This window comes from Stenotrophomonas sp. ESTM1D_MKCIP4_1, from assembly GCF_003086895.1.
Taxonomy (GTDB): Bacteria; Pseudomonadota; Gammaproteobacteria; order Xanthomonadales; family Xanthomonadaceae; genus Stenotrophomonas.
In genome coordinates this window covers 2,355,982-2,382,684 of sequence record NZ_CP026004.1, presented here as the reverse complement: position 1 = coordinate 2,382,684, position 26,703 = coordinate 2,355,982, and the positions used below count along the sequence as shown (strand labels likewise).

The 26,703-nt window shown below is 68.7% G+C and carries 25 protein-coding genes; 13 read left to right on the top strand and 12 right to left on the bottom strand.

The window, feature by feature from the left end; translation table 11 throughout:
* Positions 1–47 precede the first annotated feature (47 nt).
* A complete protein-coding gene (locus tag C1924_RS10970) occupies positions 48–950 on the bottom strand; it encodes a LysR family transcriptional regulator (RefSeq protein WP_108765325.1) in 903 nt (300 codons plus the stop codon).
* Between the two features lie 102 nt (positions 951–1,052).
* On the opposite strand from C1924_RS10970, the gene C1924_RS10965 reads away from it, so the two are divergent.
* Positions 1,053–1,814: an SDR family oxidoreductase gene (locus C1924_RS10965; protein WP_108765324.1), complete on the top strand. Its 762-nt coding sequence runs from the start codon at positions 1,053–1,055 to the stop codon at positions 1,812–1,814.
* Between the two features lie 13 nt (positions 1,815–1,827).
* Here C1924_RS10965 and C1924_RS10960 read toward each other — a convergent pair whose 3' ends face one another.
* Positions 1,828–2,277: a GNAT family N-acetyltransferase gene (locus tag C1924_RS10960; RefSeq protein WP_108765323.1), complete on the bottom strand. Its 450-nt coding sequence runs from the start codon at positions 2,275–2,277 to the stop codon at positions 1,828–1,830.
* A 55-nt stretch (positions 2,278–2,332) separates the two neighbouring features.
* On the opposite strand from C1924_RS10960, the gene C1924_RS10955 reads away from it, so the two are divergent.
* The 10 genes from C1924_RS10955 to C1924_RS10910 all read left to right on the top strand — a co-directional run bounded on the left by C1924_RS10955 (position 2,333) and on the right by C1924_RS10910 (position 14,030).
* On the top strand, positions 2,333–3,271 hold the full coding sequence (locus tag C1924_RS10955; RefSeq protein ID WP_108765322.1) for a TIGR03571 family LLM class oxidoreductase: 939 nt from the start codon (positions 2,333–2,335) through the stop codon (positions 3,269–3,271).
* A gap of 195 nt (positions 3,272–3,466) precedes the next feature.
* Positions 3,467–3,778, top strand: coding sequence for a DUF3817 domain-containing protein (locus tag C1924_RS10950; RefSeq protein WP_108765321.1), 312 nt, complete (start codon positions 3,467–3,469; stop codon positions 3,776–3,778).
* A gap of 120 nt (positions 3,779–3,898) precedes the next feature.
* Positions 3,899–5,116, top strand: coding sequence for an MFS transporter (locus C1924_RS10945; protein WP_108765320.1), 1,218 nt, complete (start codon positions 3,899–3,901; stop codon positions 5,114–5,116).
* Positions 5,113–6,315 (top strand): isochorismate synthase, encoded by a 1,203-nt coding sequence (locus C1924_RS10940; RefSeq protein ID WP_108765319.1) that lies wholly within the window; start codon positions 5,113–5,115, stop codon positions 6,313–6,315. The genes C1924_RS10945 and C1924_RS10940 overlap by 4 nt, the downstream gene beginning before the upstream one ends.
* Entirely contained in the window at positions 6,302–7,951 is a 1,650-nt protein-coding gene (locus C1924_RS10935) for an AMP-binding protein (RefSeq protein ID WP_108765318.1), read from the top strand. The genes C1924_RS10940 and C1924_RS10935 overlap by 14 nt, the downstream gene beginning before the upstream one ends.
* Positions 7,951–8,583 carry an isochorismatase family protein gene (locus tag C1924_RS10930; protein ID WP_108765317.1) on the top strand — a complete coding sequence of 211 codons (633 nt, stop codon included), beginning with the start codon at positions 7,951–7,953 and terminating at the stop codon, positions 8,581–8,583. Before C1924_RS10935 ends, C1924_RS10930 begins: the two co-directional genes overlap by 1 nt.
* Positions 8,580–8,837: a phosphopantetheine-binding protein gene (locus C1924_RS10925; protein ID WP_108765316.1), complete on the top strand. Its 258-nt coding sequence runs from the start codon at positions 8,580–8,582 to the stop codon at positions 8,835–8,837. The genes C1924_RS10930 and C1924_RS10925 overlap by 4 nt, the downstream gene beginning before the upstream one ends.
* Positions 8,834–12,721 (top strand): non-ribosomal peptide synthetase, encoded by a 3,888-nt coding sequence (locus C1924_RS10920; protein WP_108765315.1) that lies wholly within the window; start codon positions 8,834–8,836, stop codon positions 12,719–12,721. Before C1924_RS10925 ends, C1924_RS10920 begins: the two co-directional genes overlap by 4 nt.
* Positions 12,712–13,470, top strand: coding sequence for a 2,3-dihydro-2,3-dihydroxybenzoate dehydrogenase (locus C1924_RS10915; RefSeq protein ID WP_108765314.1), 759 nt, complete (start codon positions 12,712–12,714; stop codon positions 13,468–13,470). Before C1924_RS10920 ends, C1924_RS10915 begins: the two co-directional genes overlap by 10 nt.
* Positions 13,471–13,583: 113 nt before the next feature.
* Complete coding sequence (locus C1924_RS10910; RefSeq protein WP_108765313.1) at positions 13,584–14,030, top strand: transposase; 447 nt, start codon at positions 13,584–13,586, stop codon at positions 14,028–14,030.
* Between the two features lie 74 nt (positions 14,031–14,104).
* Here the strand turns inward: C1924_RS10910 and C1924_RS10905 are convergent, their stop codons facing one another.
* From C1924_RS10905 to C1924_RS10890, 4 genes are read right to left on the bottom strand one after another with little or no spacing between them, the layout of a single operon-like run.
* Positions 14,105–14,485, bottom strand: a complete 381-nt coding sequence (locus tag C1924_RS10905) for a DUF2894 domain-containing protein (RefSeq protein WP_108765312.1) — start codon at positions 14,483–14,485, stop codon at positions 14,105–14,107.
* Positions 14,475–15,113, bottom strand: a complete 639-nt coding sequence (locus C1924_RS10900) for an OmpA family protein (protein ID WP_108765311.1) — start codon at positions 15,111–15,113, stop codon at positions 14,475–14,477. The genes C1924_RS10905 and C1924_RS10900 overlap by 11 nt, the downstream gene beginning before the upstream one ends.
* Positions 15,110–17,341 (bottom strand): DUF802 domain-containing protein, encoded by a 2,232-nt coding sequence (locus tag C1924_RS10895; protein ID WP_108765310.1) that lies wholly within the window; start codon positions 17,339–17,341, stop codon positions 15,110–15,112. Before C1924_RS10895 ends, C1924_RS10900 begins: the two co-directional genes overlap by 4 nt.
* Before the next feature lie 10 nt (positions 17,342–17,351).
* Positions 17,352–18,005, bottom strand: a complete 654-nt coding sequence (locus C1924_RS10890) for a DUF3348 family protein (protein WP_108765309.1) — start codon at positions 18,003–18,005, stop codon at positions 17,352–17,354.
* A 172-nt stretch (positions 18,006–18,177) separates the two neighbouring features.
* Between C1924_RS10890 and C1924_RS10885 the strand changes: the two genes are divergently transcribed.
* On the top strand, positions 18,178–19,095 hold the full coding sequence (locus C1924_RS10885; RefSeq protein ID WP_108765308.1) for a M14 family metallocarboxypeptidase: 918 nt from the start codon (positions 18,178–18,180) through the stop codon (positions 19,093–19,095).
* A gap of 51 nt (positions 19,096–19,146) precedes the next feature.
* On the opposite strand, the gene C1924_RS10880 is transcribed toward C1924_RS10885, so the two are convergent.
* Positions 19,147–19,773 carry a hypothetical protein gene (locus C1924_RS10880; RefSeq protein WP_108765307.1) on the bottom strand — a complete coding sequence of 209 codons (627 nt, stop codon included), beginning with the start codon at positions 19,771–19,773 and terminating at the stop codon, positions 19,147–19,149.
* 344 nt (positions 19,774–20,117) lie between these two features.
* Between C1924_RS10880 and C1924_RS10875 the strand changes: the two genes are divergently transcribed.
* Positions 20,118–20,738 (top strand): hypothetical protein, encoded by a 621-nt coding sequence (locus C1924_RS10875; RefSeq protein ID WP_108765306.1) that lies wholly within the window; start codon positions 20,118–20,120, stop codon positions 20,736–20,738.
* A gap of 85 nt (positions 20,739–20,823) precedes the next feature.
* Here C1924_RS10875 and C1924_RS10870 read toward each other — a convergent pair whose 3' ends face one another.
* The 5 genes from C1924_RS10870 to C1924_RS10850 all read right to left on the bottom strand — a co-directional run bounded on the left by C1924_RS10870 (position 20,824) and on the right by C1924_RS10850 (position 26,669).
* On the bottom strand, positions 20,824–21,315 hold the full coding sequence (locus C1924_RS10870) for a nuclear transport factor 2 family protein (RefSeq protein WP_108767036.1): 492 nt from the start codon (positions 21,313–21,315) through the stop codon (positions 20,824–20,826).
* 298 nt (positions 21,316–21,613) lie between these two features.
* The gene (locus C1924_RS10865; RefSeq protein ID WP_108765305.1) at positions 21,614–23,800 is read right to left on the bottom strand and encodes a TonB-dependent receptor; all 2,187 of its coding nucleotides are present in this window, start codon (positions 23,798–23,800) and stop codon (positions 21,614–21,616) included.
* A gap of 116 nt (positions 23,801–23,916) precedes the next feature.
* Positions 23,917–25,386 carry a M23/M56 family metallopeptidase gene (locus tag C1924_RS10860; protein ID WP_108765304.1) on the bottom strand — a complete coding sequence of 490 codons (1,470 nt, stop codon included), beginning with the start codon at positions 25,384–25,386 and terminating at the stop codon, positions 23,917–23,919.
* A complete protein-coding gene (locus C1924_RS10855; RefSeq protein WP_108767035.1) occupies positions 25,383–25,766 on the bottom strand; it encodes a BlaI/MecI/CopY family transcriptional regulator in 384 nt (127 codons plus the stop codon). The genes C1924_RS10860 and C1924_RS10855 overlap by 4 nt, the downstream gene beginning before the upstream one ends.
* A 93-nt stretch (positions 25,767–25,859) precedes the next feature.
* Positions 25,860–26,669: a trypsin-like serine protease gene (locus C1924_RS10850; protein WP_108765303.1), complete on the bottom strand. Its 810-nt coding sequence runs from the start codon at positions 26,667–26,669 to the stop codon at positions 25,860–25,862.
* Between the last annotated feature and the right edge of the window lie 34 nt (positions 26,670–26,703).

Sequence of the window (26,703 nt, the reverse complement as noted above, 5' to 3'; positions counted from 1 at the left end):
CCAGCGGCCGGCACTACCAGGCGCGCGGTGTTGGCCGTCGGCCGGCATTACGCGTGCAACTCCGCCGCCAGCAGGCCGGCCAGCCAGGTCATGAAGGCTTCGACGCGCCGCGGCAGGTGGCGGCGTTGCGCGTAGAGCAGGTTCACGGGCATCGGTTCGGCCAGGCAGTCGGGCAGCACCTCCACCAGGCGGCCGTCGCGCAGCGCCTCGCGGACGCCCAGGTCCGGCACCTGGATGATGCCCAGCCCGGCCAGTGCGGCGGCGCTGTAGCCCTCGGCGCTGTTCACCGTCAGTGCGCCGCGCATCGGCCAGCTGCGGTAGCGCTGGCCGTCGAAGTACTCAAAGCCGGGTGAGCGCTGCCCCAAGGTGCCGACGTAATGCACCAGCCGATGCTGGTCGAGGTCGACCAGTTCGCGTGGCGTGCCGTGCACTGCCAGATAGGCCGGGCTGGCCACGTTGAGGATGCGCATCTGCCCCAGCGTGCGCGCGACCAGGCTGCTGTCATCCAGCGTGCCGACCCGCAGCACGCAGTCGAAGCCTTCGCGCACCACGTCCACGCGGCGGTCGGTGACGCTCAGTTCGACCTCAAGCCCAGGGTGCCGGGCGAGAAAGGCCGGCAGCTGTGGAATGACCAGGTTGCGGGCCATCCCGCCGGGCATGTCCACGCGCAGGCGGCCGCTGAGTTCATCGGTCGCGCGCCGGAACAGGTTCTGCAGCGCGTCCATGTCGTCCAGCAGGTCGTGGGCCCGTTGCTGCAGCTGGGCGCCGTCGGCGGTGAGGTGCACGCGGCGGGTGGTCCGGTGCAGCAGCTGGGTGCCCAGTTCGGCTTCCAGCCGGGCGATGGCCTGGGAAACGCTGGCCTTGGGCAGCCCCAGGCTGTCGGCGGCACGGGTGAACGAGCCCAGTTCGGTCACGCGCAGGAACACGCGCAGGGTGTCGAGACGGTCCATGATTGTTCGTCTGGATTGAACAGTAAAATCAGGATCGCGCTATTTATGCGTCCAGGCAATCCCAATAGTCTGTCGGCACGTTCTCTCACACAGGTACGCGCCATGACGTCTTCTTCCCGTGTCGTTCTCATCACCGGTGGCAGCCGCGGCCTTGGCCGCAACGCCGCGCTGGCCCTGGCGGCCGACGGTGCCGATATCGTGATCACCTATCGTTCGCAGGCCGATGCTGCGGCGCAGGTCGTGCAGCAGGTGCAGGCGCTGGGCCGTCGCGCCGTGGCACTGCCACTGGATGTGGCCGACAGTGCGGCCTTCCCGGCGTTTGCCGTGCAGCTGCGTGATGCGCTCCAGCAGTGGGGTGTCAGCGGCCTGCAGGGCCTGCTCAACAATGCCGGTGAAGGCCTGTACGCCCCCATCGCCGAAACCACCGAAGCGCAGTTCGACCATGCCGTGGCCGTGCACCTGAAGGGACCGTACTTCCTGACCCAGGCGTTGCTGCCGCTCATCGCCGACGGCGGCCGCATCCTCAACGTGTCCAGCGGGCTGGCCCGCTTCTCGCTGCCGGGCAGTTCGGCCTACGCGATGATGAAGGGCGGCATCGAAGTGTTCACCCGTTACCTGGCCAAGGAACTGGGCGCGCGGGGCATCAGCGCCAACACGCTGGCGCCGGGTGCCATTGAAACGGACTTCGGCGGCGGCCGGGTGCGCGACGATGCGCAGATGAACGCCATGGTCTCCTCGATCACGGCACTGGGTCGCGCCGGCCTGCCCGATGACATCGGCCCGGTGGTGGTGGCGCTGCTGTCGCCGTCCACCGGCTGGGTCAATGGCCAGCGCGTGGAAGCCTCCGGCGGCATGTTCGTCTGACGCTGACTGCGGATCAGGGGGCGGCGAGGGTCAGCGGCTGGTAGGCCAGTCCGTTGAACTCGCCGACCTCACCGTCGATCACGAAGCCATAGCGCTGGTAGGTCGGCACAGCGTTCAACGAGGCGCGCACGCTCATCGCCGGCGTGCGCAGCTGCGGCAGCACGGCCTGCAGCAGGGCATGGCCGATGCCTTTGCCCTGCCACGCCGGGGCGACGAAGAGCATGGCCAGGTGGCGGCCTTCCTTCAGTTCGACCACGCCGACGATGTCCTCGTCCTGCTCGGCCACCAGAATGCAGTTATCGCCCAGCAAGCGTTCGGCGAACGCGCCGCTGCCTGCCACCTGCATGAACGTCGCCACGCCCTGTGCGCTGAGCGACGGCGCAACCGCGTGACGGAAGGCGGCGATGCAGACGGCGCTGATGGCGGGCACATCGTCGGGGCGGGCAGGGCGGATGCGGTGCATGCAGTGTTTCTTCCATGGTGAGGTACGTGTCCGTTCCACACGATAAGCTCGCTCCATGTATCCCTTCAATGTTGCCCATGCGGGCCTGTTTGCAGGCGACGGCTTGACCCTGGGGCTGATGACGCCCGTGGCTGCGCACGGCCTGGCCGATCTGGCAGAGGCCCGACGGATCGCGCGCCTGGCCGATGCACTTGGCTTTGCCGCACTGTGGACCCGTGATGTGCCGCTGATGGTGCCGCAGGGGCCCGACGCCACGGCCAGCGCGCTGGATGATCCCTTTCTGTGGCTCGCCCTGTTGGCCGCGTCCACCGAACGCATCGTGCTCGGGACGGCCGCCATCGTGCTGCCATTGCGGCATCCACTGCATGTAGCCAAATCCGCGCTGAGCCTGGACCGGATCAGCGGTGGACGATTCGTGCTTGGCCTGGGCTCAGGCGACCGCCCGGAAGAATTCGCCGCCTTCGGCGAAGATCTGGAGGGCCGCGCCGCGACCTTCCGCGAGCGCTGGTCGTTGCTGCGCGCGGCGCTGTCGCCGATCGAGGCCGAGCATGCGCGGGCGCGCGATGCCAGTGGAGGGTTCGACGTGCTGCCGATGCCTTCGGTGCGCATTCCCATGCTGGTGGTCGGCACGGCGCGGCAGAGCCTGCAGTGGATCGCCCGTGAAGCGGAGGGGTGGGCGACGTATCACCGCGAAGAGGCGACGCAGGAAGGGCGTATCGGTCTCTGGCAGCAGGCACAGGGTGAGGGTGCAGCGAAGCCCTTCGTGCAATCCATGCTGCTGGACCTGCAGGCGGACCCACGGGCGCCGGCCGAGGCCTTGCCGCTGGGGTTGAAGGTGGGCCGCGAGGGTCTGCGGGCCTATCTGCAGCGCGTGCACGCGCAGGGGGTGGGCCATGTGATGTTCAATCTGGTCGACAACGGGCGGGCAGTGGATGAGGTGTTGGGCGAAATCGCCACGCACATCCTGCCGGTAGTGGTGGCACGGGGTTCGTAGCGCCGAGCCTGCTCGACTGCGCATGAAGCCGTGCCGTTCGTAGAGTCGAGCTTGCTCGAATGTTTTTGGCGTGGATACGAACGCAACCAAAAGCGAAGTTCAGTCGAGCAAGCTCGACTCTACACAGTGCGCGCATCTGCGTATCATTCGCGTTTGACTCGACTGCTGGAGCCCTGCGTGACGCGACGTCTTCCCATGCATCCCACGGGGCGCCTGTTCGCCGTGGTCGCCTTCATCGAAGCGCTTACCTGGGCAGGCCTGCTCCTCGGCATGTGGCTCAAGTACGGCGCCTATGCCAATCCCGTCCTGGTGAAGGTGTTCGGCCCTCTGCATGGCGTGGCGTTCCTGATCTACGTCGCCGTCACCTTGTTTGCCGCCATCCGCCTGCGCTGGCCGTGGTGGGCCAGTGCGCTGGCGTTGCTGGCGGCCCTTCCGCCGCTGGTCACCCTGCCGCTGGAATGGTGGTTCCGTCGCCGTGGCCTGCTGGCAGGGCGCCCGCCACGCTGAGGGCGCTGCGTTATTCGCGTTTCAGCGAATGGGTATCAAATGCAAATACGAGCCGTTATCATTTAAGGATGCCATCGCTCCTGTCGGGGCCGGCTCCTTCACTGAAACGGCTGGTGTTCCATGCATGCACGTCCCGTCGTCGCCGGTCTGCCGGCCCTGGTCCTTGCCGCCCTGATCGGCACGATGGCGATGATGTCGTTCGTGGCGGTGATCGGCCCGGTGGTCCGTCTGCTCGGCCTGTCCGAATGGCACGCTGGGCTGTCGGTCACGGCAGCCGGTGTGCTGTGGATGGTCGCCGCGCGCCCGTGGGGGCAGCTCAGTGACCGTATCGGGCGCAAGCGGGTGCTGCTGCTGGCCATGGCCGCCTACACCATCATCTACATCGGTCTGGCGGTCTTCATCGATGTCGCCCTGCAGGTGGTGCCGCCGGTACTGGTCTCCGTCCTGGTGCTGGTCGGCGCGCGCGGCCTGATCGGCCTGTTCTATGCGGCGGTACCGCCCACTGCGGCCGCGCTGATTGCAGACCAGGCGCCCACCGGCCAGCGTGCGCAGTTCATGGCGCGGCTGGGCAGCGCCAATGCGCTGGGCATGGTGCTCGGCCCGGCTGCCGCCGGTTGGCTGGCGTATCGCAATCTCTCCCTGGCCCTGTATGTGGCAGCGCTGTTGCCGCTGCTCGCGCTGGCACTCATCGCTTGGCGGTTGCCGGCCACACCGCCGGTAGCGGCAGCGCAGTCGGGCAAACGCGCGCCGATGTCGCGGCTGGATGCACGCCTGCGCCTGCCGCAGCTGGCCGCGTTCCTGGGCATGGTCTCAGTAACCATCGCCCAGGTCACCGTGGGCTTCTTTGCCATTGATCGTTTCGCGCTGGATCCTGCTGCCGGCGCGCGCATGGCCGGTATCGCGCTGACGGCGGTGGGTGTGGGCCTGATCCTGGCCCAGGTGCTGGTGATGAAACTGACGGTGCATCCGCGCCGCTGGATCATGATCGGCGCACTCATCGCCGGGCTCGGCTTCGCCTCCGTGGCCGCCGTGCAGCAGCCCTGGCAGCTGCCGGCCGCCTATGCCGTGGCCGCGTTCGGCATGGGCTTCGTGTTCCCGTCTTTCCAGGCGCTGGCTGCCGACGCCGTGCAGCCGCACGAACAGGGCGCCGCCGCCGGTACCGTCGCCGCCGCACAGGGGCTGGGCATGGTCGCCGGCCCGATGCTGGGCACGGTGCTGTACCGCGCAGGTGCCAGCCTGCCGTATCTGCTGGTGGGCGTGCTGCTGGTGCTGCTGTGCGGCCTGGCCATGGCCCATCGCGGCAAGGAGAGCGCATGTCGCGGCAAGGAGAGCGCATGAACGATTCCCTGATCCGCAGTGCGTGGCCGGAGACGGTGCCGCACGCTGCCCCGCGCGCCGATGACGCGGCGGTGTTCGTGCTGCAGCACGCAGACCAGCATCTGCACGCGCGCGGCTGCCGTGCGCGGCTGCCGACCGGCGCGCTGGCCAGCCTGGCCGAGCGGGTGGAGGCGTTCTTCGCCCAGCAGCGCGGTGGCCCGTCGCTGCTGGTGGGCGCCGTACCGTTCGAGCCGCGTGCGGACGATGCGCTTTACCAGCCGGAACACATTCTGCCTGGCCTGCATCTGCCGCCCGTGCCAGCGCCTGCGCTGCGCGGTGCGCTGCAGGCTGAACCCACCGCGCAGGCGTACGCTGCCGCCGTGGCCACGGCGGTGGAGGTGATGCGCGCACCGGCCGCAGCGCTGCACAAGGTGGTGCTGGCGCGCAGCCTGGTGGCGCACACCGATGAACCGGTTGCACCGGATGCGCTGCTGGCGCGGCTGGGTGTCGATCCCTCGGTGGCGACCTATGTGGTGCCGTTGCCGGTGGAACCGGGTGAGGCACCGGCCTGGCTGGTCGGCGCAACGCCGGAACTGCTGCTGCGCAAGCGCGGTGCGCAGGTGCTGTCGCATCCGCTGGCGGGGTCCGCACGGCGCCACCGTGATCCCGCAGAGGACCAGCGCGTGGCGCAGGCCCTGCTGGCGTCGCGCAAGGACCATGACGAGCACAGGCACGTGGTCGACGCCATCGTGGATGGCCTGGCGCCGTGGTGCCGTTGCATCGAGGCGCAGGCGCAGCCGGTGCTGCACGCCACGGCCAGCATGTGGCACCTGGGTACCCGCATCCAGGCCACGCTGAAGGATCCCGCCACCCCCGCCGCCGCCCTGCTGGCCGAACTGCACCCGACGCCTGCGGTGTGCGGCACGCCGCGACAGGCGGCTCTGCAGCGGATCCGCGAACTGGAGCCGGTACCCCGCGGGTTCTATGCGGGCGCGGTGGGCTGGCTGGATGCGCAGGGGGACGGCGACTGGTACGTCGCCATCCGCTGCGCCCGCCTGCAGGGAACGCAGCTGCGTCTGTTTGCGGGTGCCGGCATCGTTGCCGACTCGCAGCCGCAGGCCGAAGCGGCCGAGACCGGCGCCAAATTCACCGCCATGCTGAACGCCCTGGGTGTGCACGACCCGGCGGCCCTGATCGAGCCACGCCATGAATCACGTTGAAACCTCTCCCCGACCGCTGCGGCAGGTCTGGCCCGCCGAGCGCGTTGCGCGCTACCGCGCCGCCGGCTACTGGCGTGGCGAGACCTTCCCGGCCTTTCTGCGCGAGCGGGCAGAGCAGTTCGCCGATGACATCGCCGTGGTGGCCGGTGATGTACGCCTGAGCTACGCACAGCTGTGGCACGAAGCCGGGCGCATCGGTGCCGGCCTGCTGGGGCAGGGGCTGCAGCCGGGCGACCGCGTCCTGGTGCAGCTGGGCAACACCGCCGGCTTCATCACCACCGTGTGCGGCCTGTTCCGTGCCGGCCTGGTGCCGGTGTACGCGCTGCCGGCGCATCGGCTCACCGAACTGGCGCACTTCGCACGCAAGGCCGACGCCACGGCCTACATCACCACCGATGTGCACGAGGGCTTTGATCATCGTGAGCTGGCACGCGCGCTGCAGGCCGATGTGCCGGCCATCGCGCATGTGGTCATCGACGGCGAGGCCGACGGATTCATTGCCCTGGGTGAACTGCAGGGCGACCGCAGCACGCTGCCGGCCGACCCGGACCCGCAGTCGGTGGCCTTCCTGCAGATCTCGGGCGGCAGCACCGGGCTGCCCAAGCTGATTCCGCGGACCCACGACGATTACCTCTATTCGTTCCGGGCCAGCAATGCGATCTGTGGCATCGACCGCGACAGTGTCTACCTGGTTGCGCTGCCGGCGGCGCACAACTTTCCGATGAGCTCCCCCGGCTTCTTCGGCGCGCTGTATGCCGGCGCGCGGGTGGTGCTCAGTCCCGGCCCCGGCCCGGATGCCGCCTTCCCGTTGATTGCCCGCGAAAAGGTGACCTGCTGTGGCCTGGTGCCGCCGCTGGCCCTGTTGTGGGCGCAGGCGGCAGCCACGTCGCGGCACGATCTGTCCAGCCTGCAGGTGCTGCAGGTGGGCGGCGCCAAGCTGGTGCCGGAAGCTGCGCGGCGGGTCGTCGACGGCCTGGGCTGCACCCTGCAGCAGGTATTCGGCATGGCCGAGGGCCTGGTGAACTACACCCGGTTGGACGATCCCGAGGCGCTGATCGTGGCCTGCCAGGGCCGCCCGATCAGCCCGGACGACGAAGTGCGCGTGGTCGATGACCACGACCAGCCCGTGGCCGAGGGTGAGGCGGGCCATCTGCTGACCCGGGGTCCGTACACCATCGGCGCCTATCACAACGATGACGTGGCCAATGCCCGCGCCTTCACCGACGATGGCTTCTACCGCACCGGGGATCGCGTGCAGCAGCTGCCGGGCGGCTACCTGGTGGTGCAGGGCCGGGCAGGCGACCACATCAACCGGGCCGGCGAGAAGATTTCCGCCGAGGAGATCGAAGATCACCTGCTGGCCCATCCCGCCGTGTTCGACGCGGCGGTGGTGTCCATTCCCGATGACTACCTGGGTGAGCGCAGCTGCGCCTTCGTCATCCAGCAGGGTGAACCGATCAAGGCCCCTGCGTTGAAGGCCTGGATGCGCGGCCGTGGCCTGGCGGCGTTCAAAGTGCCCGACCAGGTCGTGTTCGTGGACAGTTTCGATACCACGGCGGTCGGCAAGATCAGCCGCCGTGAACTGCGCGCGCAACTGCGCGCGCGTCATCTGCAACAGACAGGAGGAACGCGCTGATGGCGCTGCCCCGCATTACCCCGTACCCCTTGCCGACCGCTGCTGAACTGCCTGCGGCGCGTGGCCCGTGGCGCCCGCAGCGCGATCGCATCGCCCTGCTGGTGCACGACATGCAGCGCTACTTCCTGGCCGCCTTCGATGCCGACGCCGAACCGCTGCGCCCGGCGGTGGCCAACATCGCGCGCCTGCTGGCGCATTGCCGTGCGCACGGTATCCCGGTGTTCTACACCGCCCAGCACGGCGACCAGGACCGGCGTGACCGCGGCCTGCAGGCCGATCTGTGGGGGCCGGGCATGCGCCGCAGCGACGAGCATGAACCGATCATCGACGCACTGGCGCCGCTGGCCGCTGAACACGTGCTGGTGAAGCACCGTTACAGCGCATTCCAGCGCAGCAACCTGGAAACGCTGATGCGCGTTCGCGGCCGCGACCAGCTGCTGGTGACCGGCGTGTATGCGCATATCGGCTGCACCGCCACGGTGGCCGAAGCCTTCCAGCGCGACATCGAAGCCTTCATTGCCGCCGATGCGGTGGCCGATTTCTCGCGTGCTGACCATGACCAGGCCCTGCACTGGATCGCCCGCACCAGTGGCGTGCCGATGACCACCGACCACCTGCTGGAGGTGCTGTGATGGGCAGCAGTGACACTCTGGATCTGGAGCGCATGCGGGCCGACGTGGCGCGCGTGCTTGACTGCGACGCCGCCGAGATCGGCGACGATGAGAACCTGATGGACCTGGATCTGGATTCGATGCGCATGCTCGGCCTGGTCCTGGCCTGGGGCAATACCGGCCTGCCGCTGGAGTTCTCGCACCTGGCCGAATACAGCACGCTGCGCCAGTGGTGGGCGGTGGTGCAGAAGCTGCAGGCTGCCGGGCAGGCATGAACGGAGCGGGGCAGGCCATGCCGGTGGCGCTGACCGAAGCGCAGTCGGGGCTGTGGTTCGCCCAGCGGCTGGCGCCGGACAACCCGTCCTTCAACACGGCCCACGCCGTGTGGATCGAGGGTGCGCTGGACGCACGTGCGTTCGTGGCCGCAGCCAACCAGGCGGCCGGCGAAGCGCAGGCGTTCGCGCTGCGGTTCGTGGAAGGGGAGGATGGCCAGCCCCGGCAATGGCATGACCCTGCGCATGTGCCGCACGTATCGGTGCTCGATCTGTCCGGCGAAGCCGACACGGACGCAGCGGCCCGCGCCGCAATGCAGGCTGACCGCCTGTCGCCGGTCGATCCCACCCGCGACCGCATCAGCCAGCAGGTGTTGTTCGACCTGGGTGGGCAGCGTTGGGTCTGGTACCTGCGCGTGCACCACCTCGGGGCCGATGGCTATGGCATGGCGCTGTTCACCGACCGCGTCTGCGCGCTGCATGCAGGCCGGAGCGGCGACCCGTTGCCGGCGCTGGACGGGGTGCTGGCCGATGATGTGGCTTACCGCAGCGATGCGCGTCGCGCACAGGCAGGCCAATGGTGGCGCGAGCAGCTGCGGGGCGCGCCGGCCGGTGCAGGCCTGGCGGGCACGGCGGCGGCCAGTGATGACGCGCTGCGCTGGGTGCAGCCGCTGGATGCCGCGTTCCGTGACCTGTTGCTGCAGACCGCGGTGCGCTGGCTGCAACCCTGGCCGGATGTCCTCACCGCACTGTCGGCCGAGTATCTGCGGCGCATGAGTGCGGCCGACGAAGTGGTGCTGGGCGTGCCCTACATGGGGCGTCTCGGCAATGCCTCGGCGCGGGTGCCGGCAATGGTGATGAACGTATTGCCGCTACGGGTGGCGGCGGGCGAGGGCAGCGCGGAAGCATTTGCGCGCAGCATCGGCCGTCAGTTGAGCCAGGGCCGCAAGCAGGGGCGCTACCGCGGCGAGCAGCTGCGCCGGGACCTGGGCCTGGTCGGCGCGCAGCAGCGCCTGCACGGGCCTTTGGTGAACGTGCAGCCGTTCTACAAGCCGATGGCACTGGCCGGCGTGCAGGCCACGCTGGACGTTTTGTGCACCGGCCCGGTGGATGACCTGACGCTGGGTTTCCGCGGCGACGGACAGGCAGGGCTGGATCTTGAGATCGAAGCCAACCCCGCCTTGTACAGCCCGGCCGATGTGCAGGCGCACGCCGCGCGGTTGCTGCATTTCGTGTCGGCCGCGCTGCAGGCGGATGATCTCCGCCAGGTGCCTTTGGCGACGCCTGAAGAGGCGCAGACCACCGTGCACGGTTTCAACGCGACGGCCCATGCCTTGCCGGACACCACGCTGGTCGAACTGCTGCAGCAGGGCATGGACCGCGACCCGCAGGCGACGGCGCTGGTGTTTGGCGATCACTCGCTGGACTACGCCGCCTTGGAAGCACGCAGTTTCGCCCTTGCCGCGCAGCTGCGCGCCATGGGTGTCGGCCCGGGCAGCGTGGTGGCGGTGGCATTGCCGCGTTCGCTGGAACTGATGGTGGCACTGCTGGCGGTGCTGCGTGCCGGTGCTGCCTATCTGCCGCTGGACCTTGCCCACCCCGATGACCGTCTGGCGCGCATTCTCACTTCAGCGCGACCGGCCTGCGTATTGGCCGCCGCCGAGGTGCAGCCCCGCCTGGGCGGCGTGCCGGTGCTGCCGCCCACGCAGTGGACCGCCGTCAGTTTCGCCGCACCGTGGCCGCAGCCGTCGCCTGACGACGCGGCCTATGTCATCTACACCTCCGGTTCGACCGGCGAGCCCAAGGGCGTGGTCATCGAACATCGCGCCATCGTCAACCGCCTGCTGTGGATGCGCGCGCATTACGGGTTTGCCGCCGATGACCGCGTGCTGCAGAAGACCCCGGCCACGTTCGACGTGTCGGTGTGGGAGTTCTTCCTGCCCCTGCTGTGTGGGGCGACGCTGGTGCTGGCCGGTCCCGATGCGCACCGCGACCCGACCGAACTGGCGCGGCTGATCCGCGCGCACGACATCACCACCGCGCACTTCGTGCCGTCCATGCTCGATGCCTTCCTGGCCGCACCCGCTTCGGCAGGCCTGCGCCTGCGGCGGGTGTTCACCAGTGGCGAGGCGCTCGATGCGGCGCTGCGTGACCGCTTCCATGACCGCGTGCACGCCGAACTGCACAACCTCTATGGGCCGACCGAAGCGGCGGTGGATGTCAGTTACTGGCCTGCCTCGGCCGCGGACCGGTCGCGACCGGTGCCGATCGGTTTCCCGGTATGGAACACGCGCCTGTATGTGCTCGATGCACGCATGCAGCCGCTGCCGGTCGGCGTAGCCGGTGATCTGTATCTGGGCGGCGTGCAGCTCGCGCGTGGCTACCTGGGCCGCGATGACCTGACCGCGGAGCGTTTCCTGGCCGATCCGTTCCTGCCGGGGCAGCGCATCTATCGCACCGGCGATGTCGCACGCTGGCGTGCCGACGGCGTGGTGGAATACCTCGGCCGCAGCGACCATCAGGTGAAGCTGCGTGGGTTGCGCATCGAACTGGGCGAGATCGAGGCGGGACTGCGCGAGGTGCCGGGCATGGACCGGGTGGAAGTGCTGCTGCGGCAGGACGCCCCCGGCGATGCGCGGCTGGTGGCCTATGTGCCCACAGCACTGGCCGATGCAGCGACGCTGCGCAGCCATCTGGCCGCGCGCGTGCCGGACTACATGCTGCCTTCGGCCTTCGTTGGCGTGGACCAGTGGCCGGTGACGGCCAACGGCAAGCTGGATCGCGCAGCACTGCCGAAGCCGCCGCGGCAGGACGGCGGTGGATTGGCCGCGCGCACGCCGCTGGAACATGAACTGGCGGCACTGTTTGCACAGGCGCTGGGGCGGCAGACGCCGGTGGCCGTGGACGCGGACTTCTTCAGCCTGGGCGGCGATTCGCTCTCGGCCGTGCACCTGCTGCTGGCCATCGAACAGCGGTGGCGCTGCGACCTGGGGCTGGGCGCACTGTTCGCGCAGCCGACCGTGGCCGCACTGGCCGCGCGCATTGCCGAGCCCCCCGCTCTGGCCGACCACGCGCTGGGGCCGGTGATCACCCTGGCGACGGCGGACAACGCGTTGCCACCCTTGTTCGTCGTGCATCCTGCCGGTGGCATCGCCTGGAACTACCGCACACTGGCGCGCGCGCTGCAGCCGGCACGCACCGTGCATGGCCTGCAGTCGCCGGCACTGGATCCCCAGCAGGCCCTGCCGTCGAGCATCGAGGTGATGGCCAACGCGTATGTGCGCCGCATCGCAACCCTGCAGCCGCAGGGACCGGTCCATCTGCTGGGCTGGTCGGTGGGGGGCATCCTGGCCCAGGCCATGGCGGTGCGCCTGCACGAAATCGGCCGTGAAGTGGGCGAGCTGGTGCTGCTGGATGCCTATCCCAGTGAATGCTGGCGGGCCGAACCGGAACCCGACGCCATCGCCGCGCTGCGCGCGCTGCTGGCCATTGCCGGCCATGATCCCGATGCGCATCCGGAACTGGACAGCCGCGAGCGGATCCTTGCCTTCCTGCGCCGGGGCGGCAGCGCGCTGGGCAGTCTGCCCGACAGCGTCCTGGATGGTGTGGTGCGTGCCGTGACCGGTACCAACCGCTTGATCCGCGAGCATCATCACCGGCCGTTCGATGGCACCCTGGTGCACGTGCGCGCCGGGCGCGACCACCAGGCGCGGCCGCAGCTGCAATCGGCGTTGTGGATGGCGCATGCGCGCAGGGTGCAGGCGCTGGAACTGCCGTTCCTGCATGCCGAACTGACCGGCCGCGATGCCGTAGCGCAGCTGGCGCCGTGGTTGTCGGCGCGGCTGCATCAGTGGGATGAACAACAGGAGAGTGCAGCATGCGGTTGACCGGCTTTGAAGGGCGCGTGGCGCTGGTGACCGGCGCGGCCGGCGGTATCGGCGCTTCACTGGTGCGGCTGCTGGCCGCGGCGGGGTGCACAGTGGTGGCCACCGATCGCGACCGTCCTGCAGTGGACGATGCGCGCGTGTTGGCGCTTGCACTGGACGTGACCGACAGCGCCGCAGTGGATGCGCTGGTCGACCACGTGGAGGCTGAAGTCGGCGCGATTGCGTTGGCTGCCAGCGTGGCCGGTGTACTGCATGTGGGCGAGGTGGTCGGGACCGGCGACGATGAGTGGCGGCGCGTGTTCGCGGTCAATGCCGATGGCGTGTTCCATGTGGGCCGTGCGCTGGCGCGGGTGATGTCACCGCGACGGCAGGGCGCGATCGTCACCGTCAGTTCCAATGCGGCGGGCGTGCCACGGCACGGCATGGCCGCCTATGCGGCCTCGAAGGCCGCCGCCACGATGTTCACCCGCTGCCTGGGCCTGGAACTGGCGCCGCTGGGCATCCGCTGCAACATCGTCGCGCCGGGTTCCACCCTGACCCCGATGCAGACCGGCATGTGGGAGGACGCGCACGGCGCCGAGCGGGTCATCGCCGGCAACCTGGATACCTTCAAAGCGGGCATACCGCTGCGCAAACTGGCCACGCCGGATGACATCGCCCAGTCGGTGATGTTCCTGTTGTCCGAGCAGGCCGGCCATGTGGCGATGAGCGACCTGTACGTCGACGGCGGCGCCACCCTGCGCGGCTGACCCCCTTGCCCGTGGTAGTGCCGGCCGCTGGCCGGCAATTTCCAGACAATCCCGATCCCCCCTCGCGCCAAGCCCCGACGTTCACCCCTCAACAGCCTGTCTCACCATGGGCCATGAGCAGCCATCGCCTCCGACTCGGCCGACGATCCATCATCGGGCAGGTGTACGTCCTCAGCACAACCACCCATCAACGCAGTCGTCTTTCTGAAAGCGCTGCCGCATCAGGGTGTGTCATCGATCAGTTCCGATACCTCGAAGATCGGGGGCTCGTTCAACCACTGGCATGGGTGGTGATGCCAGATCACGTGCACTGGATGTTCGAGCTGCACGCATCCGACCTTGCGGATATTGCACGTCGTCTGAAGTCTTCGAGTGCGCTGGCATTGAATCGCCTGCGTGGTTTCCAGAAGACCGTCTGGCAGCCGGGCTACTTCGACCATGCGGTGAGGGCGGAGGATTCATTGGCGCGGCAGGCGTCGTACATCATGGGAAACCGTGTCCGGGCTGGTCTGGCCAAACAGATCGGCGAATACCCGTATGCGTGGTCGGTGTGGAGCTGATGCCGGCCAGTGGCCGGCACTACCAGGCTTGGCGCGGTGGTAGTGCCGGCCGCTGGCCGGCAGCGCCATGCGCATCACCCCGCGCTGCGGGGCTTGCGGGCGCGCTTGGGCTTCACTGCATCGGCGGCGTTGGCGGTGCTTTCCTGCAACGCCTGCAGCCACGACAGGGTATCGATGTAGTCGATGAAGTGCCGCAGGTAGCCGGGGCTGGTGGCCTGCATCGTGTCCAGCATGCGCTGCACCAGCACTGCCGAGTTCAGCGGGCCGCCGTCGGCGGGGGCTTCGGCACGCAGCGAGCGCCGCACCTGCAGTTCACTGCGCAGCGCGCTCCACTCGCTGCGCACTTGGTCCAGCATCGGTACCTGCGGGTAGTGCTGCAGGCTGCGCGAACCTGCGTCCAGGTCGCGCACCAATGCCTGCAGCGTATCCAGCGGTGCGCGCGGATTACTTGTCATCACCGGCCTTGGGCTTGGGAATCGGGGCGATCTCCACGCGGCGGTTGCGCGCACGGCCGGCTTCATCTGCGTTGGAACTGACCGGCTGCTCGCTGCCGAATGCGGCGGCAAACACCGCATCGGCGGGAACGCCATCGGCAATCAAGGTGCGGGTCACGGTCAGCGAACGCTGCGCGGACAGTTCCCAGTTGTCGGCGAAGCGGCGGTTGCCATCGCGGATGGGCGCGTCATCGGTGAAGCCGCTGACCATCAGAATCTCCTCGCGCGTCCCCAGGTACGCCGCCAGCGGCACGGCCAGGCTGCGCAGCAGTTCCTGGCCCTCCGGCTGCAGCTGATCCGAGTTCAATGCGAACAGCACGCTGCCACTGATGCCGATGCGGCCATCGACCAGGGTCACCCGGCCGGCCGCCAAGGGGCCGGCCAGCGCCTGTTCCAGCGTCTGCAGGCGCTTGGCTTCGGCCTGTCGCTGCTTCACTTCCTGGTCCAGGCGCTGCGACAGTTCCAGCTGCACCGCCACCACGCCCACCAGGATCAGCACGAAGGCACCCAGCAGCACCGACATCAGGTCGCCGAATGCCGCCCAGATCGGGGCGTGTGAGCCGCCGTCGACCTCCAGTTCGTCGCTCATGCGTTGCCGGCCTTGCCGCGGCGCGTGGCCAGCTGCTGCAGTTCTTCCATCACCTGCTTCTGCGACAGCAGGCTGAGGTCGACCACCTCGCGCGCCTGCGCCACGTAGTAGGCAAGCTGCTCATCGCTGCGCGCCAGCGAAGCGTCCAGCGCGCCGCCGATCTGTTCCAGGCGCCCGGACAGCTCGGTGGAGGCCGCGCCGAACTGCTCGACCGCGGCGCCGAAGGTGCCGGCCAGCTGGCCGACGTCCGCTGCGCTGCCGCTGAGGTGCTCGGCGATGCCGTCGAGCTTGCCGATCTCGGCGGCGATGTGGTCGGTGAAGCGGCTGCCGACCCGTTCCAGGAGCTCGGCCGAGCCGCCCACCAGCGCGTCCACGGCGCTGCGCTGTTCGTGCGAGGCGTGGTTGATCGCTTCCAGCAGCGTCTGCACGGTAGCCAGCAGGTGGCCGCGTTCTTCCAGCATCTTGTTGTCGCGCACCAGGCTCTCGGACAGGGTACTGCGCAGTTCGTTGATGACCTCGGCCGCAGCCTTGGGGGCGTCGGCGGCGGTCTGCAGCAGGGTGGAGACTTCGGCCAGGGTGGCGCTGGCCTGCGCGCGGCCGTTCTCGCCGATCTGCTGCGCGGTGCTGGCCAGGGTCTCGCAGACCTGCTGCTGGCGCTCGGCCAGGCCCTGCGCGATGGCATCGAGTGCTGCGCTCCACTGCTGCAGGCGCTGCGCGTCACCGGCCCGCAGCTGGGTCTGCAGGCTGGCATGTGCCTGCTGCAGCTCGGCGGCCACCGCATCCCAGCGCGCCTGGCGCTGCTGTTCGCGCGCATCCAAGCCCGCCTGCAGCTCGGCATGCGCGTTGGCGGCGGCGGCCTGTGCTGCCTGCCAGTCCTGCGAACGCTGCGCCTCGTGATCCTGCAGCAGCGACTGGCCCGCGGCATGGCGCTCGTCCAATGCCTGCAACAGCGCCTGTGCCTGCGTGTCCAGCTGTGCGCCGATCGCCTGTAGTGCCTGCTGCTGGCGCTCCACCAGCGCGGCGTTCACGGCCTGCTGCTGCTCTGCGGCAGCACGCCACGCCTCGGTGTTGCCGGCGGCGTCGGCCTGCAGGCGCTCGCCGATGCGTGCGAGCACCGTCTCGGCCTGTGCGCCCTGGCCCTCGCTGAAGGCCTGCAGGTGCTGGCGCAGATCGGCCACCAGTGCCTGCTGGGCCTGGGTCTGCTCGGTCACGATCCTGGCCCAGCTCGCTTCGGTGGCCACGCGGCTGCGCTCGAAGCCTTCGCTGAGGCCGGCCAGCTGCTGCTGCACGGCGCTTTCGACGCGCGCATGCAGCGCCTGGCCATGGTTGGCCAGTCCCGCCAGGGTGGTTTCAGCCATCGGCTGCAGCGCACCGGCAATGGCGGCGGCACTGGCCTCGGCGCCTTCGCGCAGCGACTGCTGCAGCGAAACCGCCAGTCGTTCCTGCAGTGCCTGGCTGTGGGTGAGGAAGTCGGACTGGCCGGCCAGCAGGCGCTCGTTGGCGGCCGTGCTGTGCTGTTCAAAGGCGCTGGTCATCGCCTGCAGGCGGTCCACCAGTGCGGGCAGGGCGGCCGACTGCGCCTGCAGCAGGCGCAGCGATTCGGCGCGCTGCCACGCCTGCGAATACGGATGCAGTTCACCGGCAATCGCACGGTCCAGCTGCTGTACGGCCTGCAGGCGGTCGCGGCGCAGCAGGGCCGAGAGCAGGCCCAGCATGGCCGAGCTGGCTACACCGGCAATGGAGGTGCCGAACGCCACGGCCAGGCCCTGTACCGGCGAGGCCAGCGAACCACGGATGGCGGCCATGTCCGTTGCGCTCTGCAGCGCAAGGCCGGTGCCGCGCAGCGTATCCATCATGCCCAGCAGGGTGCCCAGCATGCCCAGCAGCACCAGCAGGCCCACCAGGTAAGGGGTCAGCACCGGGCCGGGCAGGGCGGTACGCTCGCCTTCCACGCGCAGGCGCACCGCGTTGCGCAGGGCCAGCGGCACGCGTTCCAGCCAGGGTGCCAGGCCGTCCTTCGCGGCGGCCAGGTCGTTCAGCGCGGCGCGCAGCCCGTTGCTGGCCTGGCGGTAGCGGTACAGCTCCACGCCGCCGGCGATGTAGCAGGCCGCGATGATCGCCGCGACGGCCGCGCCCAACGGATGCACCGCGACGTAGCCGATGCCGATCCAGCACACGGCCAGCAGGCCGACAAGGAATACAACGACATGGAATGCAGTTCTGGACATGGTGTTCCGGTCAGTGGGAGCGCAGGGCTGCAAGCAGCCCATGGATCGGGTGGAAGCGCAGTTCAAGTTCGGCCAGCAGCAGGCTGCGCATGTCATTGCGGAAGGGCGCGCGCCAGCCGGGCTGGCCGTGCACGCGCTCGAAACGGGCTGCCAGCACCGTCGGTGCGGTGCCCAGCAGGCTGTGCTCGCGGGGGGTCAGGGTCTGTTCCATCACCGCGTCGACCTCGGCCAGCCGCGCCAGTTCGGGCGAGGCCTGCACCAGCTGGTCGCGCAGGCGACCGCGCAGGCGCCCGGTGGCGGTCTGGATGGCCTGCTGCAGCACCCGGTAGCGCTGCCGCAGCGAGGCGAAGTTGGCCTGGGTGGCGCTTTCGGCCAGATCGAGCAGGCGCTCTGCCTCGGCATCCTCGCGGATCGAGGCCCGCAGGCTGGCCTCGGCATGGGCGCAATCGGCCAGCAGGTCCTCGCGCGATTCGGCGGCCTCGCCCGGCTCGGGCAGACGTCCGTCCAGCGCCCCGGACAGGGCCACGGCACGGCTCCAGTCCACCCACTGGCCGAGGCGATCGGTCAGGGCGGGACTGCTGGCCGGCATCGCGCCGTCGCTGAGACGGGCAAGCAGGCGGAGGAACTCCGGTCCACCCAGGACCGGCTGCGCGGCGTTCGCCATCAAGTAGCCAGGGGCCAAAAACCGTTGATTTTACAGCCAGATGACCGCCCCTGGATGAAGGGGGCGGGCGCCGCCGCAGGGGGGTGCCATCCGGCAGGGTTTCGGCCCGCCCCGGCAGACGGCTTAGAATGGTCGGCTGCATCAACGCAACTGGACTTTCTGGAGCTTCCGCATGACCCTCGCGCCGTTCTATCCCATCGGCACCCCCGGCCAGCCCTGGGGTGATGCTGAACGCGCGCAGTGGCGGGCGGCCCAGCAGCGCCAGCGCAGTTACCACGACGACGTGGTGGCGGCACTGGAACGCCTGGACGATGCGTTCGACGTGATCCAGTACGGCCAGCTGGACTATGCCCCCGATCATTACCCGCTGTTTGCCGTGGTCAACCACGACTGGAACCCGGCGCTGCCGACCGCGCTGGTGACCGGCGGCGTGCACGGCTATGAAACCAGTGGCGTGCACGGCGCCCTGCAGTTCCTGGAACAGCAGGCCGAGCGCTATCTGGGCCGGATGAACCTGATCGTGGCGCCGTGCGTCAGCCCGTGGGGCTACGAGCGCATCCAGCGCTGGAACCCGAACGCCATCGACCCCAACCGCAGCTTCCGTGACGGCGGCCTGATCGAAGAAGCCGCCTCGCTGATGCGCTGGGTGGCCGATCGCAAGGCCGACCTCCGTGTCCATCTGGATCTGCACGAGACCACCGACAGCGACCTGCACGAGTTCGACCCGGCGCGCTGCGCCCGCGACGGCAAGCCGTTCGAGCGTGACACCATTCCCGATGGTTTCTACGTGATCGGCAACAGCGAAGACCCGCAGCACGCGTTCCAGAAGGCGTTGATCGCGGCCGTGGCACCGATTACCCACATTGCCCCGGCCGACGCCGAAGGCAATCTGGTTGGCCTGCCGCTGCAGTCGCCGGGCGTGGTCTGGGGCGAATCGCGTTCGATCGGCGCCTGCGCCGGCTTCACCGACGCGCGCTATGCCACCACCACCGAGGTCTACCCGGACAGCCCGCGCACCAACCCGCAGGAATGCAACGACGCCCAGGTGGCGGCGGTCCGCGCGGGTCTGGATTTCGCCTTGGCACAATGAAACAGCGCCGGGCCATGCCCTGCCCGGCGACATGCGTGGAAACGCGCCGGATTACCCCTTCTGGCGCTGCTCCTGGATCGCTTTGTCCAACGCGTCCAGGTCATCGGTGGCTGACTGCAGCCACTGCGCGTACTGGGCGGTTTCGACAAACCCTTCGCCACGCAGCACATCGTCCAGGTCCGGGTTTTCATTGCTGGCATGCTGCACGAAGCCTGCCATCAGGCCACACAGGCGGTGTGCAGCCTGGAACGCCGCCTGCGGCGAACCGGCCGGTTCCACGATGGTGCCGAGGAAGCCTGCGTAGGCGGCATCGTCCACCTCGAAGTCATCGCGGTTGCTGAATGCTTCGGCAGCCAGCTGCGTTTCGCCGGAACGGTGGCGGGCAAAGCCCCAGGTCCAGATATCGAGGAAATGCAGCGCTTCCAGCTTGCGGCGCTCCTCATCATCCAGGGCAACGCCGCCGGACAGTGCGTATTCCATGGTGGCGGCCGAGAACGCCTCGGTGCCGGAGTTGGCGTGGAAATCGCTCAGGCTGCGCAGCGCATCGGGCTGCTGCGGGTCGAGCTGCAATGCACGGTAGATCACCCGCGCGCCTTCGATGTGGCGGCCCTCGGCGATGAAGATGTTGAGCGCGTGGTTGGCCAGCTGGGCGGCGTTGAGTTCAGCGAAGGTCGTCATCGGGAAGAAGAGTGGCGGAAGGGCTTACCGATGGTAGGCGCAGTGTTCCGCGGCAACAAGCGTTTGTGGGGGTGGGGCAGGCTCGGCTGCGTTGGCGTTGGCGTTGGCGTTGGCGTTGGCTTTGCTCCGGCTTTGCTCCGGCTTTGCTCCGGCTTTGCTCTGGCTTTGCTCTGGCATTGCTCTGGCCTTTGTAGAGTCGAGCTTGCTCGACTGCTGTTGGCCGGTGCAGTCGAGCAAGCTCGACTCTACGGAAGAGTGGCGCCCCGTCGATTCACGGACTTCACGGTCAGCGAGCGGGGCAGCGGCGAACATGGGTCACCCCACGCCCACGAGTGCCCACGAGGATGCTGCAGAACCTGCTCCACTTTGCGCCACTGTTGACCGCGGTGATGACCTGCGTGACTGCGCTGATCTGGGTGGTCTATCTCAACTTCTTCCTGCGCAGCTACCGGCGCCAGCAGCGCCCGTCGATCCTCATCACCTCGGGGGCAGGCCGGCACCTGGATGCGCACTGTTTCGTGACCAACCTGGGCCTCGAGCCGGTGTACCTGCTGGACGTGGTGATCGATCTCATTGAACCGGACGGCACCGTTGTGCGCGCGGTCATCCCCGAACGCACCGAGCAGTGGAGCAAGACTGCTCCCAGCGAAGACGATGATATCCGCCGGGCGACCAATGTCGGCCCGCTTAGTAGTGGTGGTGAGCGCGATCTGGGCCGCTTCCGCACGCTCATCGATCGTGCCGGGACCGAGAACCCGGACATCCAGACCGGCAACGCTTTCACCAGCCTTGAGATTACCGTGGTGATCGTCACCGCCAGCCACGCCGAGCTGTGCGGTGCCTCGCGCTGCTATGGCATTGAGTACGGGGCCGATGGCGCGGCGAAGTTGAAGCCGCGTACCATCAAAGCCGCGCAACTGCAGGGATACTTCGCGCGGCGGAAGCTGACGAAGCTGCTGATGTAGAGTCGAGCGTGCTCGACTGCTCCTGGCCAACAGCAGTCGAGCAAGCTCGACTCTACGGAAGAGCGAAGCGCGAGCTGGTATGCGGTCAATCTTCTGTTGGGCTGCGCTCATCGCGCACTGAATAGATCACAGAGAAGATCTTCCAGCCCTGCTCGGTGCGGATCAGCTGCCACATCTCCTTCCCCCAGTTCTGTTTGACCCCGTTCGACAGGAAGGCGTAATCGAAGGAAAGCGAGGCGGCATCGCCATCGGTTTCGATCCTGGGGTTGGAGAAGGTTTCTTCCTTCCGGTCAGGCGATGCGACTGCACCGTCAATGAGCGAAATGAAGTTGTTGGAAGGAATCTGTCGGGCCTTGATCGCGTCGGGCTTGGTCCTGCGGATGTCCTGCAGGCGCACATCCTCGGTGACGAACTGCCAGCCGATGTCCTCCGCTTTGTCCGAGAAGAACAAGCTCATGTAGGTGGGCTTGTCCTTGTTGATCAGCGCGGTACGGAAGGTTTCCAGCACCTGTTCGATGGCCTTTACATCCTGGTCGCGCGTGCTGGTCTGCGCACCTGCAGGGCCGGTGAAAAGCATGCTGACACCCAGCACGAAGGCGGCTGTGCGCGGCAAGGCACGAAGGGGGAGGCTGCGTGGGGAAATCCTTTTTTCCATGAGGCTTGTCGCGCGCGTGTGCTGGGTGGGTCAGTCTGCCCGGAACGTCTGCTGCTGTCCAAGTGCGGGCTTGCCTTTGACGTGTTGTAGAGTCGAGCTTGCTCGACTGCTCCTGGCCAACCGCAGTCGAGCAAGCTCGATTCTACGGAACAGCGAAGAGCAGTCGAGCAAGCTCGACTCTACGGTGGGGCGAACAGCAGTCGAGCAAGTTCGACGCTACCTACAGTGGCAGTTCCCATTGCAGCCGCAGGCTGGGCACTGCACGCCGTGCGTTGCGCACCACCTGGGTGCCGCCGTCATCGAAGCGCCACTGGCCACTTTCGCCGTCGCGCCCCAGCAACGTGTTGCCGGTCAGCCGCAGTTTGCCGTGTGCTGTGGAACTGTATTGCACCCAGGCTTCCAGCTCGCGCCGGTAGGCGGCGATGTCCAGTTCGCTCAGGCTGTAGCGGATGCGGCCGCCGCTGCGGTAGCTATAGGCCAGGCCACTACTCCAGCGCGGAGTGATGCGGTAATCCACGCCTGCGTTGGCGGTGAACGGCACCTGGTCCTGGATGCGGTTGTCGGGGCCGGGGACATCGCGCACCCGCGATTGGTTCCAGCTCGCGTTGCCTCGCAGTTCGATATCGGGCGCTTCGCGCAGCAAACGGGTCAGCGGCATCTGCCCATCCAGTTCGATGCCCCAGGCCGTGGCACGGCTGCCGTTGACCGGTGTGGCCACCCAGCGCCCGTCGCGCAGCACGGTTTCGGTGCGGATGGGCGCATCGATGCGGCGCACATAGCCGCCGATGCTGGCCTGCGTGCCCTCGCGGCCGTGCAGTTCCCACGCGGTGTCCAGGCCCCAGGCCAGTTCCGGGCGCAGCGCCGGGTTGCCGATCTCGTCCGGGTTCAATGCGCGGTTGTTGGTGGAGGTGTAGGGCCGTGGCACCAGCAAGCGCAGTTCCGGTGCACGGAAGGTGCGGCTCAGCGAGACGCGCAGCTGGTCCTTGCCCTTGGCCCGCTTCCACAGCCCCTGCAGCACGGGGGTGAACACGCTGGCACGGTTTCGCACGGCGGCGAAATCCCGGCCTTCGCTGCGGGTCTGCAGGTGTTCCCAGCGGCCGCCGAAGTAGAAGGCGCTTTGCTCGCTCAAGGCGAACTCATCCTGCGCGTTGACCGCCACGCGGTGCAGGCGTGCATCAAAGGCGAGGTCGCTCACTGCGGTGGGCGCGCCATCGAAGTCCTGCAACTGCTGCAGCCGCGATTCGCGTCGGTTGTCGATGCTGCCCTCGGCACCCAGCTGCACGGTATGGCGGCCGCGCGCAGGCAGGGTCCACTGCACGCGGCTGGTGCCACCCAGTACATGCAGCCGCGCATCGGTATGGTCGGCCAGGTTGTCCTGCCCGTCCGGTGCCTGGCCCTGCTCACGGAAGCGATAGGTTTCGCGGTTGCCGTCCAGCGCGCCGCGCAGGGTGAGGCTGCCACCGCGCTGCAGTTGGCGTGTCCATTCCGCGCTGGCCTGGCCCTGGTCCAGGCGCAGGCGCGTGCGCTGCCGGTAGTGAGGCGTGCGCAGCGCAGGCCCCTGCAGGGTGTCCCAGTCGATCAGCATGTCGCGGCGGAAGTCGGACGCGTCCAGCAGCGCCTGCAGCGAAACCGTATCGTCTGCGCTGGCCTTGACGGTCATCGAAGGCGCCAACGAGAGACTGTCGCGGCGGCCGGTGGCGCGCAGGCGGCTCTGCCGGAACAGCACCGGTTGCCCATCGCCGTCCCAGCCCTGTTCGCTGCCGTGCTCTTCCACCAGGAAGGCACGGCCGGTCGCCGTGGCGGTCAGCGCCTGGTCGATCCGGGCGCCCTGGTGCGTCTGCCGCCAGCTGGCCGAGGGCGTGCTGCGCGACTGGCTCTCAGCCCAGGACAGGGTCAGGCGCTGGCTGTCCTTGGGCGCGGTCGTGCGGGTGATGATGTTGAGGGTGCCGGCGATGGCGCCCGTCCCATGGTCCACGGTGGGGGCGCGCAGAATCTCGATGCGCTCGATCTGTTCGGTGGCCAGCGAATCCAGGCTGAAGCCGGCGGGCACGCGTTGGCCGTCCAGCAGGATCTGGGTGTAGCCGTTGCCCAGCCCGCGCAGCGACACCGTGCCCGGTCGGCCCGGCGCGCCAGGGGAGACGCTCACGCCGGGCAGGCGCTTGAGTGCCTCCAGTAGATCGGTATCGCCCTGGCGCCGCAGCGTTTGGTGATCCACCACGATGCGGCTGGCCACATCATCGCGCCGCGCGTCGTAGCGTCGCGTCTGCACCTGCACGGCGTCCAGTTCGGAGGTGGCGGGCGTTGTCGGCGCGGTCTGGGCGGTGGCCGTGGCGGCGGCGGGCCACAGCAGGCAGCTGATGGCCAGGCGGGTGCGGCGCGGCGGGCGATGCGTTGAAGCGCGTTGCATGATCGTCGGGTTCCTTCCTGAAAGGGTGACGGCAGGCCGCAGCAGGGCCTCCCGCAGCCGGGTATCGGGGCAATGCCTTGAGCGGGAGGGCAACGCGCGGTGGGCGCGTCAGCGGTCTACTGCAGCCAGGCCTGCGGATCCACGCGCGTGCCGCTGCGCAGCAGTTCCATGTGCAGATGGGGGCCGGTGGTGCGGCCGGTGTTGCCGCTGCGTGCGATGGTCTCGCCCTGGCGCACGCGCTGGCCGACCTGCACGTCGTAGTCCTGCAGATGGGCCAGCAGGGTCTGCCAACCGCCGCCGTGGTCGATCACCACCACGGTGCCGTAGTTGGGGCCATCGAGGTAGGCGCGGGTGGCGGCGATGATCGTGCCATCGGCCGGTGCCTGCACGGCGGTGCCACGGCGGGCCGCAAAGTCCACGCCACGGTGCGCGTTCTGGCGGAATGTCGACGCGTGGCCGAACACGCTGGTCACCCGCGCATGGGCGAGTGGCGCGGTAAACGCAGGTGCCGGGGGCAGGGTGGCTTCCAGCAGGGTGACCGATGCGACCGGCAGCGGCAGCGCGCGCGAGGGCGGGTCGGCCATCACCGCCGCCTGCACGCTGGCCAGGCCGAGGGTAACGGCGGCGCCGGACGCGGCCATAAGCACTGCAAAGGTGGTTCCGGGGCGCCGGCCTGCATCGCCCTGCAGCATGTGCCGCAGGCGCAGCTGGTGGCCGCCGGGATCACGGTGTGACAGTGCGCTGGCAGGCTGCAGCGCGCTGGCATGGCGCAGCGTATCCACATAGGCCTGTGCCAGCAGGCGGCCATCGCCGGCGGCGGGCGCTTCAGCCAGCGCACGGGCATCGCACTGCAGTTCCGCCGCCAGCTGCACGCGCACGGCGATGCGCCGCACGAACGGGTTGAACCAGTACAGGGCGGCCACCAGGCGCATCACGGTGGCGCGCAGTGGATCACGGCGGTGCAGGTGCGCCGCTTCGTGGCCGATGACCAGACGCAGTGCGCGATCAGGCATCGCGAGGCTGGCCGCCGGCAGGAGGATGCGTGGCTGCGGCCAGCCCACTGCGAATGGCGTGCCGGCGCCGTCGATGACGCGTACCGTAATGCCCGATGCCTGCAGCACCGCGATAGCCCGCTGCGATTGCGGGCCGGGCAGGTGGGTGGCCTGCACGGGATGACTGCTGCGCAGTACAGCGCGCACACACCACGTGGCCAGCGCCCAGCGTGCCAGCGAAAGCAGCATACCGCCCGCGTAGATGACCATCAGGCAGAGCGGCAGCCCCGCCGCCAGCGAGATGCCGGACGCAGGGTCTCCCGAAGCCGCAGGCTGCAGCGCATCGGGCAGGGTATCCAGGGCAACCGGCAGTGCGCTGGTCAGCGCTGGCAGGGGTGCGCTCTGCAGGGGCAGCAGCATGCCCAGCGCCGGGGGCAGCACGGCGCACAGCCACGCGCCCATCCAGAATCGCGAGCTGGCATGGGAAAGCTGCAGCCCGCGCTGCAGCGCCAGCGCCGCGTACCAGACCAGGCCGGCGCCCAGCAGGCTGGCCACCAGGGTCACCAGCCACGCGGTGGTTGCAGGCAGGCTCATGGCTGGCCCTCATCGTGCGCGCGCAGCAGAGCCTCCAGCTGCTCGATCTCCTTACCACTGAGCAGCCGACTGTCAGCGAAGGCCTGGGAGGGCAGCGGGCCGTCGATTTCCAGCACGCGGCGGGCGAAGTCCGCGCTGAGCACGGCCAGCGTTGCCACCTTGCCCACCTTGGCGCTGTACACGTTCAGGCCGTGCTGGCTGCTTTCCTTCACCAGGCCCTTGTCGACCATGCGTTCCAGCGTCTTGCGGGTGGAGGAGTACGACCAGTCCAGCGTGGCAGCGGCGGCGTTGTGCAGTTCGCGTGCGCTGCAGGCGCCGTCGCGCCAGAGGCACTTCAGCAGTTCCAGTTCGGCGTTGGAGGGGGTCGGTACGGAGGACATCGTCAGGCCTGCCATTTGATCGATGTCGCAAGTGTGCGACATGTGTCGCACGCAGTGCAAGTCAGTCGGGCATCACGGCGTGGTGCGCATCCATCACGGCGTGGTGCGCATCGTGGTGTCGATCCACGCCGTGTAGCGCGAGAGGCGCACGTTGTGCACCACCTGGCCGTAGAAGCCCGCGTCCAGCGCGTGTTCCGGCACGGCGGTGATCCACGACGCCAGGCCGATCACCTGCCAGCCGGCCTGATCGCGGACCAGCAACGGGCCGCCGCTGTCGCCGTTTCCGATCACCCCTTCCAACGGCAGGCCCGCCTTCGGGCCATCGAAGCGGTACCAGAGATAGCGTTCGTTGCCACCGGTCACTGCGTTTTCCGCGCGACGCAGCACACCCCGGTGCGATGCGCCCGGCGCCAGCCCGGTGCTGCCGGTGCCGGTGGCACCCTTGCCGACGAGCGTGGCGATCATTCCGGCTTCGTCATCGCCGCGATAGAGGGGCACGGGAGCAACGCCGTTGACCGGTGTTTCCAGCTGGATGAGGGCGACGTCATCGGACGCAGCAAGGAAGGCATGGATCGGGCCCGGATTTCCTGAGGCCAGGGCGGCCTGGCCCAGCGCATCGGGCAGGCGCCGGTAGCCGGGGTGCACAAATACGCGGGCCACGCGGTAGGGCTGGCCGTTGACCTGCACCTCGGCATCCATGCCTTCCATGGGCGCGGCATGTGCGGCGGTCACCACCCAGCGCGGTGCGATGAGTACGCCATGGCCTTCGCCGGGCATGTCAGCCAACGCGGGGAACGCCGAGGCGGGAATGCGGTAGGCGCTGTCGTCCACGTCGCTGCGGATGACAATGGCGCCTGCGCTGAGGGGCAGGGCGGCGAGGGCGAGAAGAAGCCAGTGGCGCATGTGCCGGTCCGGTCCATTACGGGGAGGGCGTTGA

Excerpts from the sequence above, each read along its gene's own strand:
- C1924_RS10970 (WP_108765325.1), bottom strand. The coding sequence starts at position 950 with ATGGACCGTCTCGACACCCTGCGCGTGTTCCTGCGCGTGACCGAACTG.
- C1924_RS10965 (WP_108765324.1), top strand. The coding sequence starts at position 1,053 with ATGACGTCTTCTTCCCGTGTCGTTCTCATCACCGGTGGCAGCCGCGGC.
- C1924_RS10960 (WP_108765323.1), bottom strand. The coding sequence starts at position 2,277 with ATGCACCGCATCCGCCCTGCCCGCCCCGACGATGTGCCCGCCATCAGC.
- C1924_RS10955 (WP_108765322.1), top strand. The coding sequence starts at position 2,333 with ATGTATCCCTTCAATGTTGCCCATGCGGGCCTGTTTGCAGGCGACGGC.
- C1924_RS10950 (WP_108765321.1), top strand. The coding sequence starts at position 3,467 with ATGCATCCCACGGGGCGCCTGTTCGCCGTGGTCGCCTTCATCGAAGCG.
- C1924_RS10945 (WP_108765320.1), top strand. The coding sequence starts at position 3,899 with ATGCATGCACGTCCCGTCGTCGCCGGTCTGCCGGCCCTGGTCCTTGCC.
- C1924_RS10940 (WP_108765319.1), top strand. The coding sequence starts at position 5,113 with ATGAACGATTCCCTGATCCGCAGTGCGTGGCCGGAGACGGTGCCGCAC.
- C1924_RS10935 (WP_108765318.1), top strand. The coding sequence starts at position 6,302 with ATGAATCACGTTGAAACCTCTCCCCGACCGCTGCGGCAGGTCTGGCCC.
- C1924_RS10930 (WP_108765317.1), top strand. The coding sequence starts at position 7,951 with ATGGCGCTGCCCCGCATTACCCCGTACCCCTTGCCGACCGCTGCTGAA.
- C1924_RS10920 (WP_108765315.1), top strand. The coding sequence starts at position 8,834 with ATGAACGGAGCGGGGCAGGCCATGCCGGTGGCGCTGACCGAAGCGCAG.
- C1924_RS10915 (WP_108765314.1), top strand. The coding sequence starts at position 12,712 with ATGCGGTTGACCGGCTTTGAAGGGCGCGTGGCGCTGGTGACCGGCGCG.
- C1924_RS10910 (WP_108765313.1), top strand. The coding sequence starts at position 13,584 with ATGAGCAGCCATCGCCTCCGACTCGGCCGACGATCCATCATCGGGCAG.
- C1924_RS10905 (WP_108765312.1), bottom strand. The coding sequence starts at position 14,485 with ATGACAAGTAATCCGCGCGCACCGCTGGATACGCTGCAGGCATTGGTG.
- C1924_RS10900 (WP_108765311.1), bottom strand. The coding sequence starts at position 15,113 with ATGAGCGACGAACTGGAGGTCGACGGCGGCTCACACGCCCCGATCTGG.
- C1924_RS10895 (WP_108765310.1), bottom strand. The coding sequence starts at position 17,341 with ATGTCCAGAACTGCATTCCATGTCGTTGTATTCCTTGTCGGCCTGCTG.
- C1924_RS10890 (WP_108765309.1), bottom strand. The coding sequence starts at position 18,005 with ATGGCGAACGCCGCGCAGCCGGTCCTGGGTGGACCGGAGTTCCTCCGC.
- C1924_RS10885 (WP_108765308.1), top strand. The coding sequence starts at position 18,178 with ATGACCCTCGCGCCGTTCTATCCCATCGGCACCCCCGGCCAGCCCTGG.
- C1924_RS10880 (WP_108765307.1), bottom strand. The coding sequence starts at position 19,773 with ATGACGACCTTCGCTGAACTCAACGCCGCCCAGCTGGCCAACCACGCG.
- C1924_RS10875 (WP_108765306.1), top strand. The coding sequence starts at position 20,118 with ATGCTGCAGAACCTGCTCCACTTTGCGCCACTGTTGACCGCGGTGATG.
- C1924_RS10870 (WP_108767036.1), bottom strand. The coding sequence starts at position 21,315 with ATGCTTTTCACCGGCCCTGCAGGTGCGCAGACCAGCACGCGCGACCAG.
- C1924_RS10865 (WP_108765305.1), bottom strand. The coding sequence starts at position 23,800 with ATGCAACGCGCTTCAACGCATCGCCCGCCGCGCCGCACCCGCCTGGCC.
- C1924_RS10860 (WP_108765304.1), bottom strand. The coding sequence starts at position 25,386 with ATGAGCCTGCCTGCAACCACCGCGTGGCTGGTGACCCTGGTGGCCAGC.
- C1924_RS10855 (WP_108767035.1), bottom strand. The coding sequence starts at position 25,766 with ATGTCCTCCGTACCGACCCCCTCCAACGCCGAACTGGAACTGCTGAAG.
- C1924_RS10850 (WP_108765303.1), bottom strand. The coding sequence starts at position 26,669 with ATGCGCCACTGGCTTCTTCTCGCCCTCGCCGCCCTGCCCCTCAGCGCA.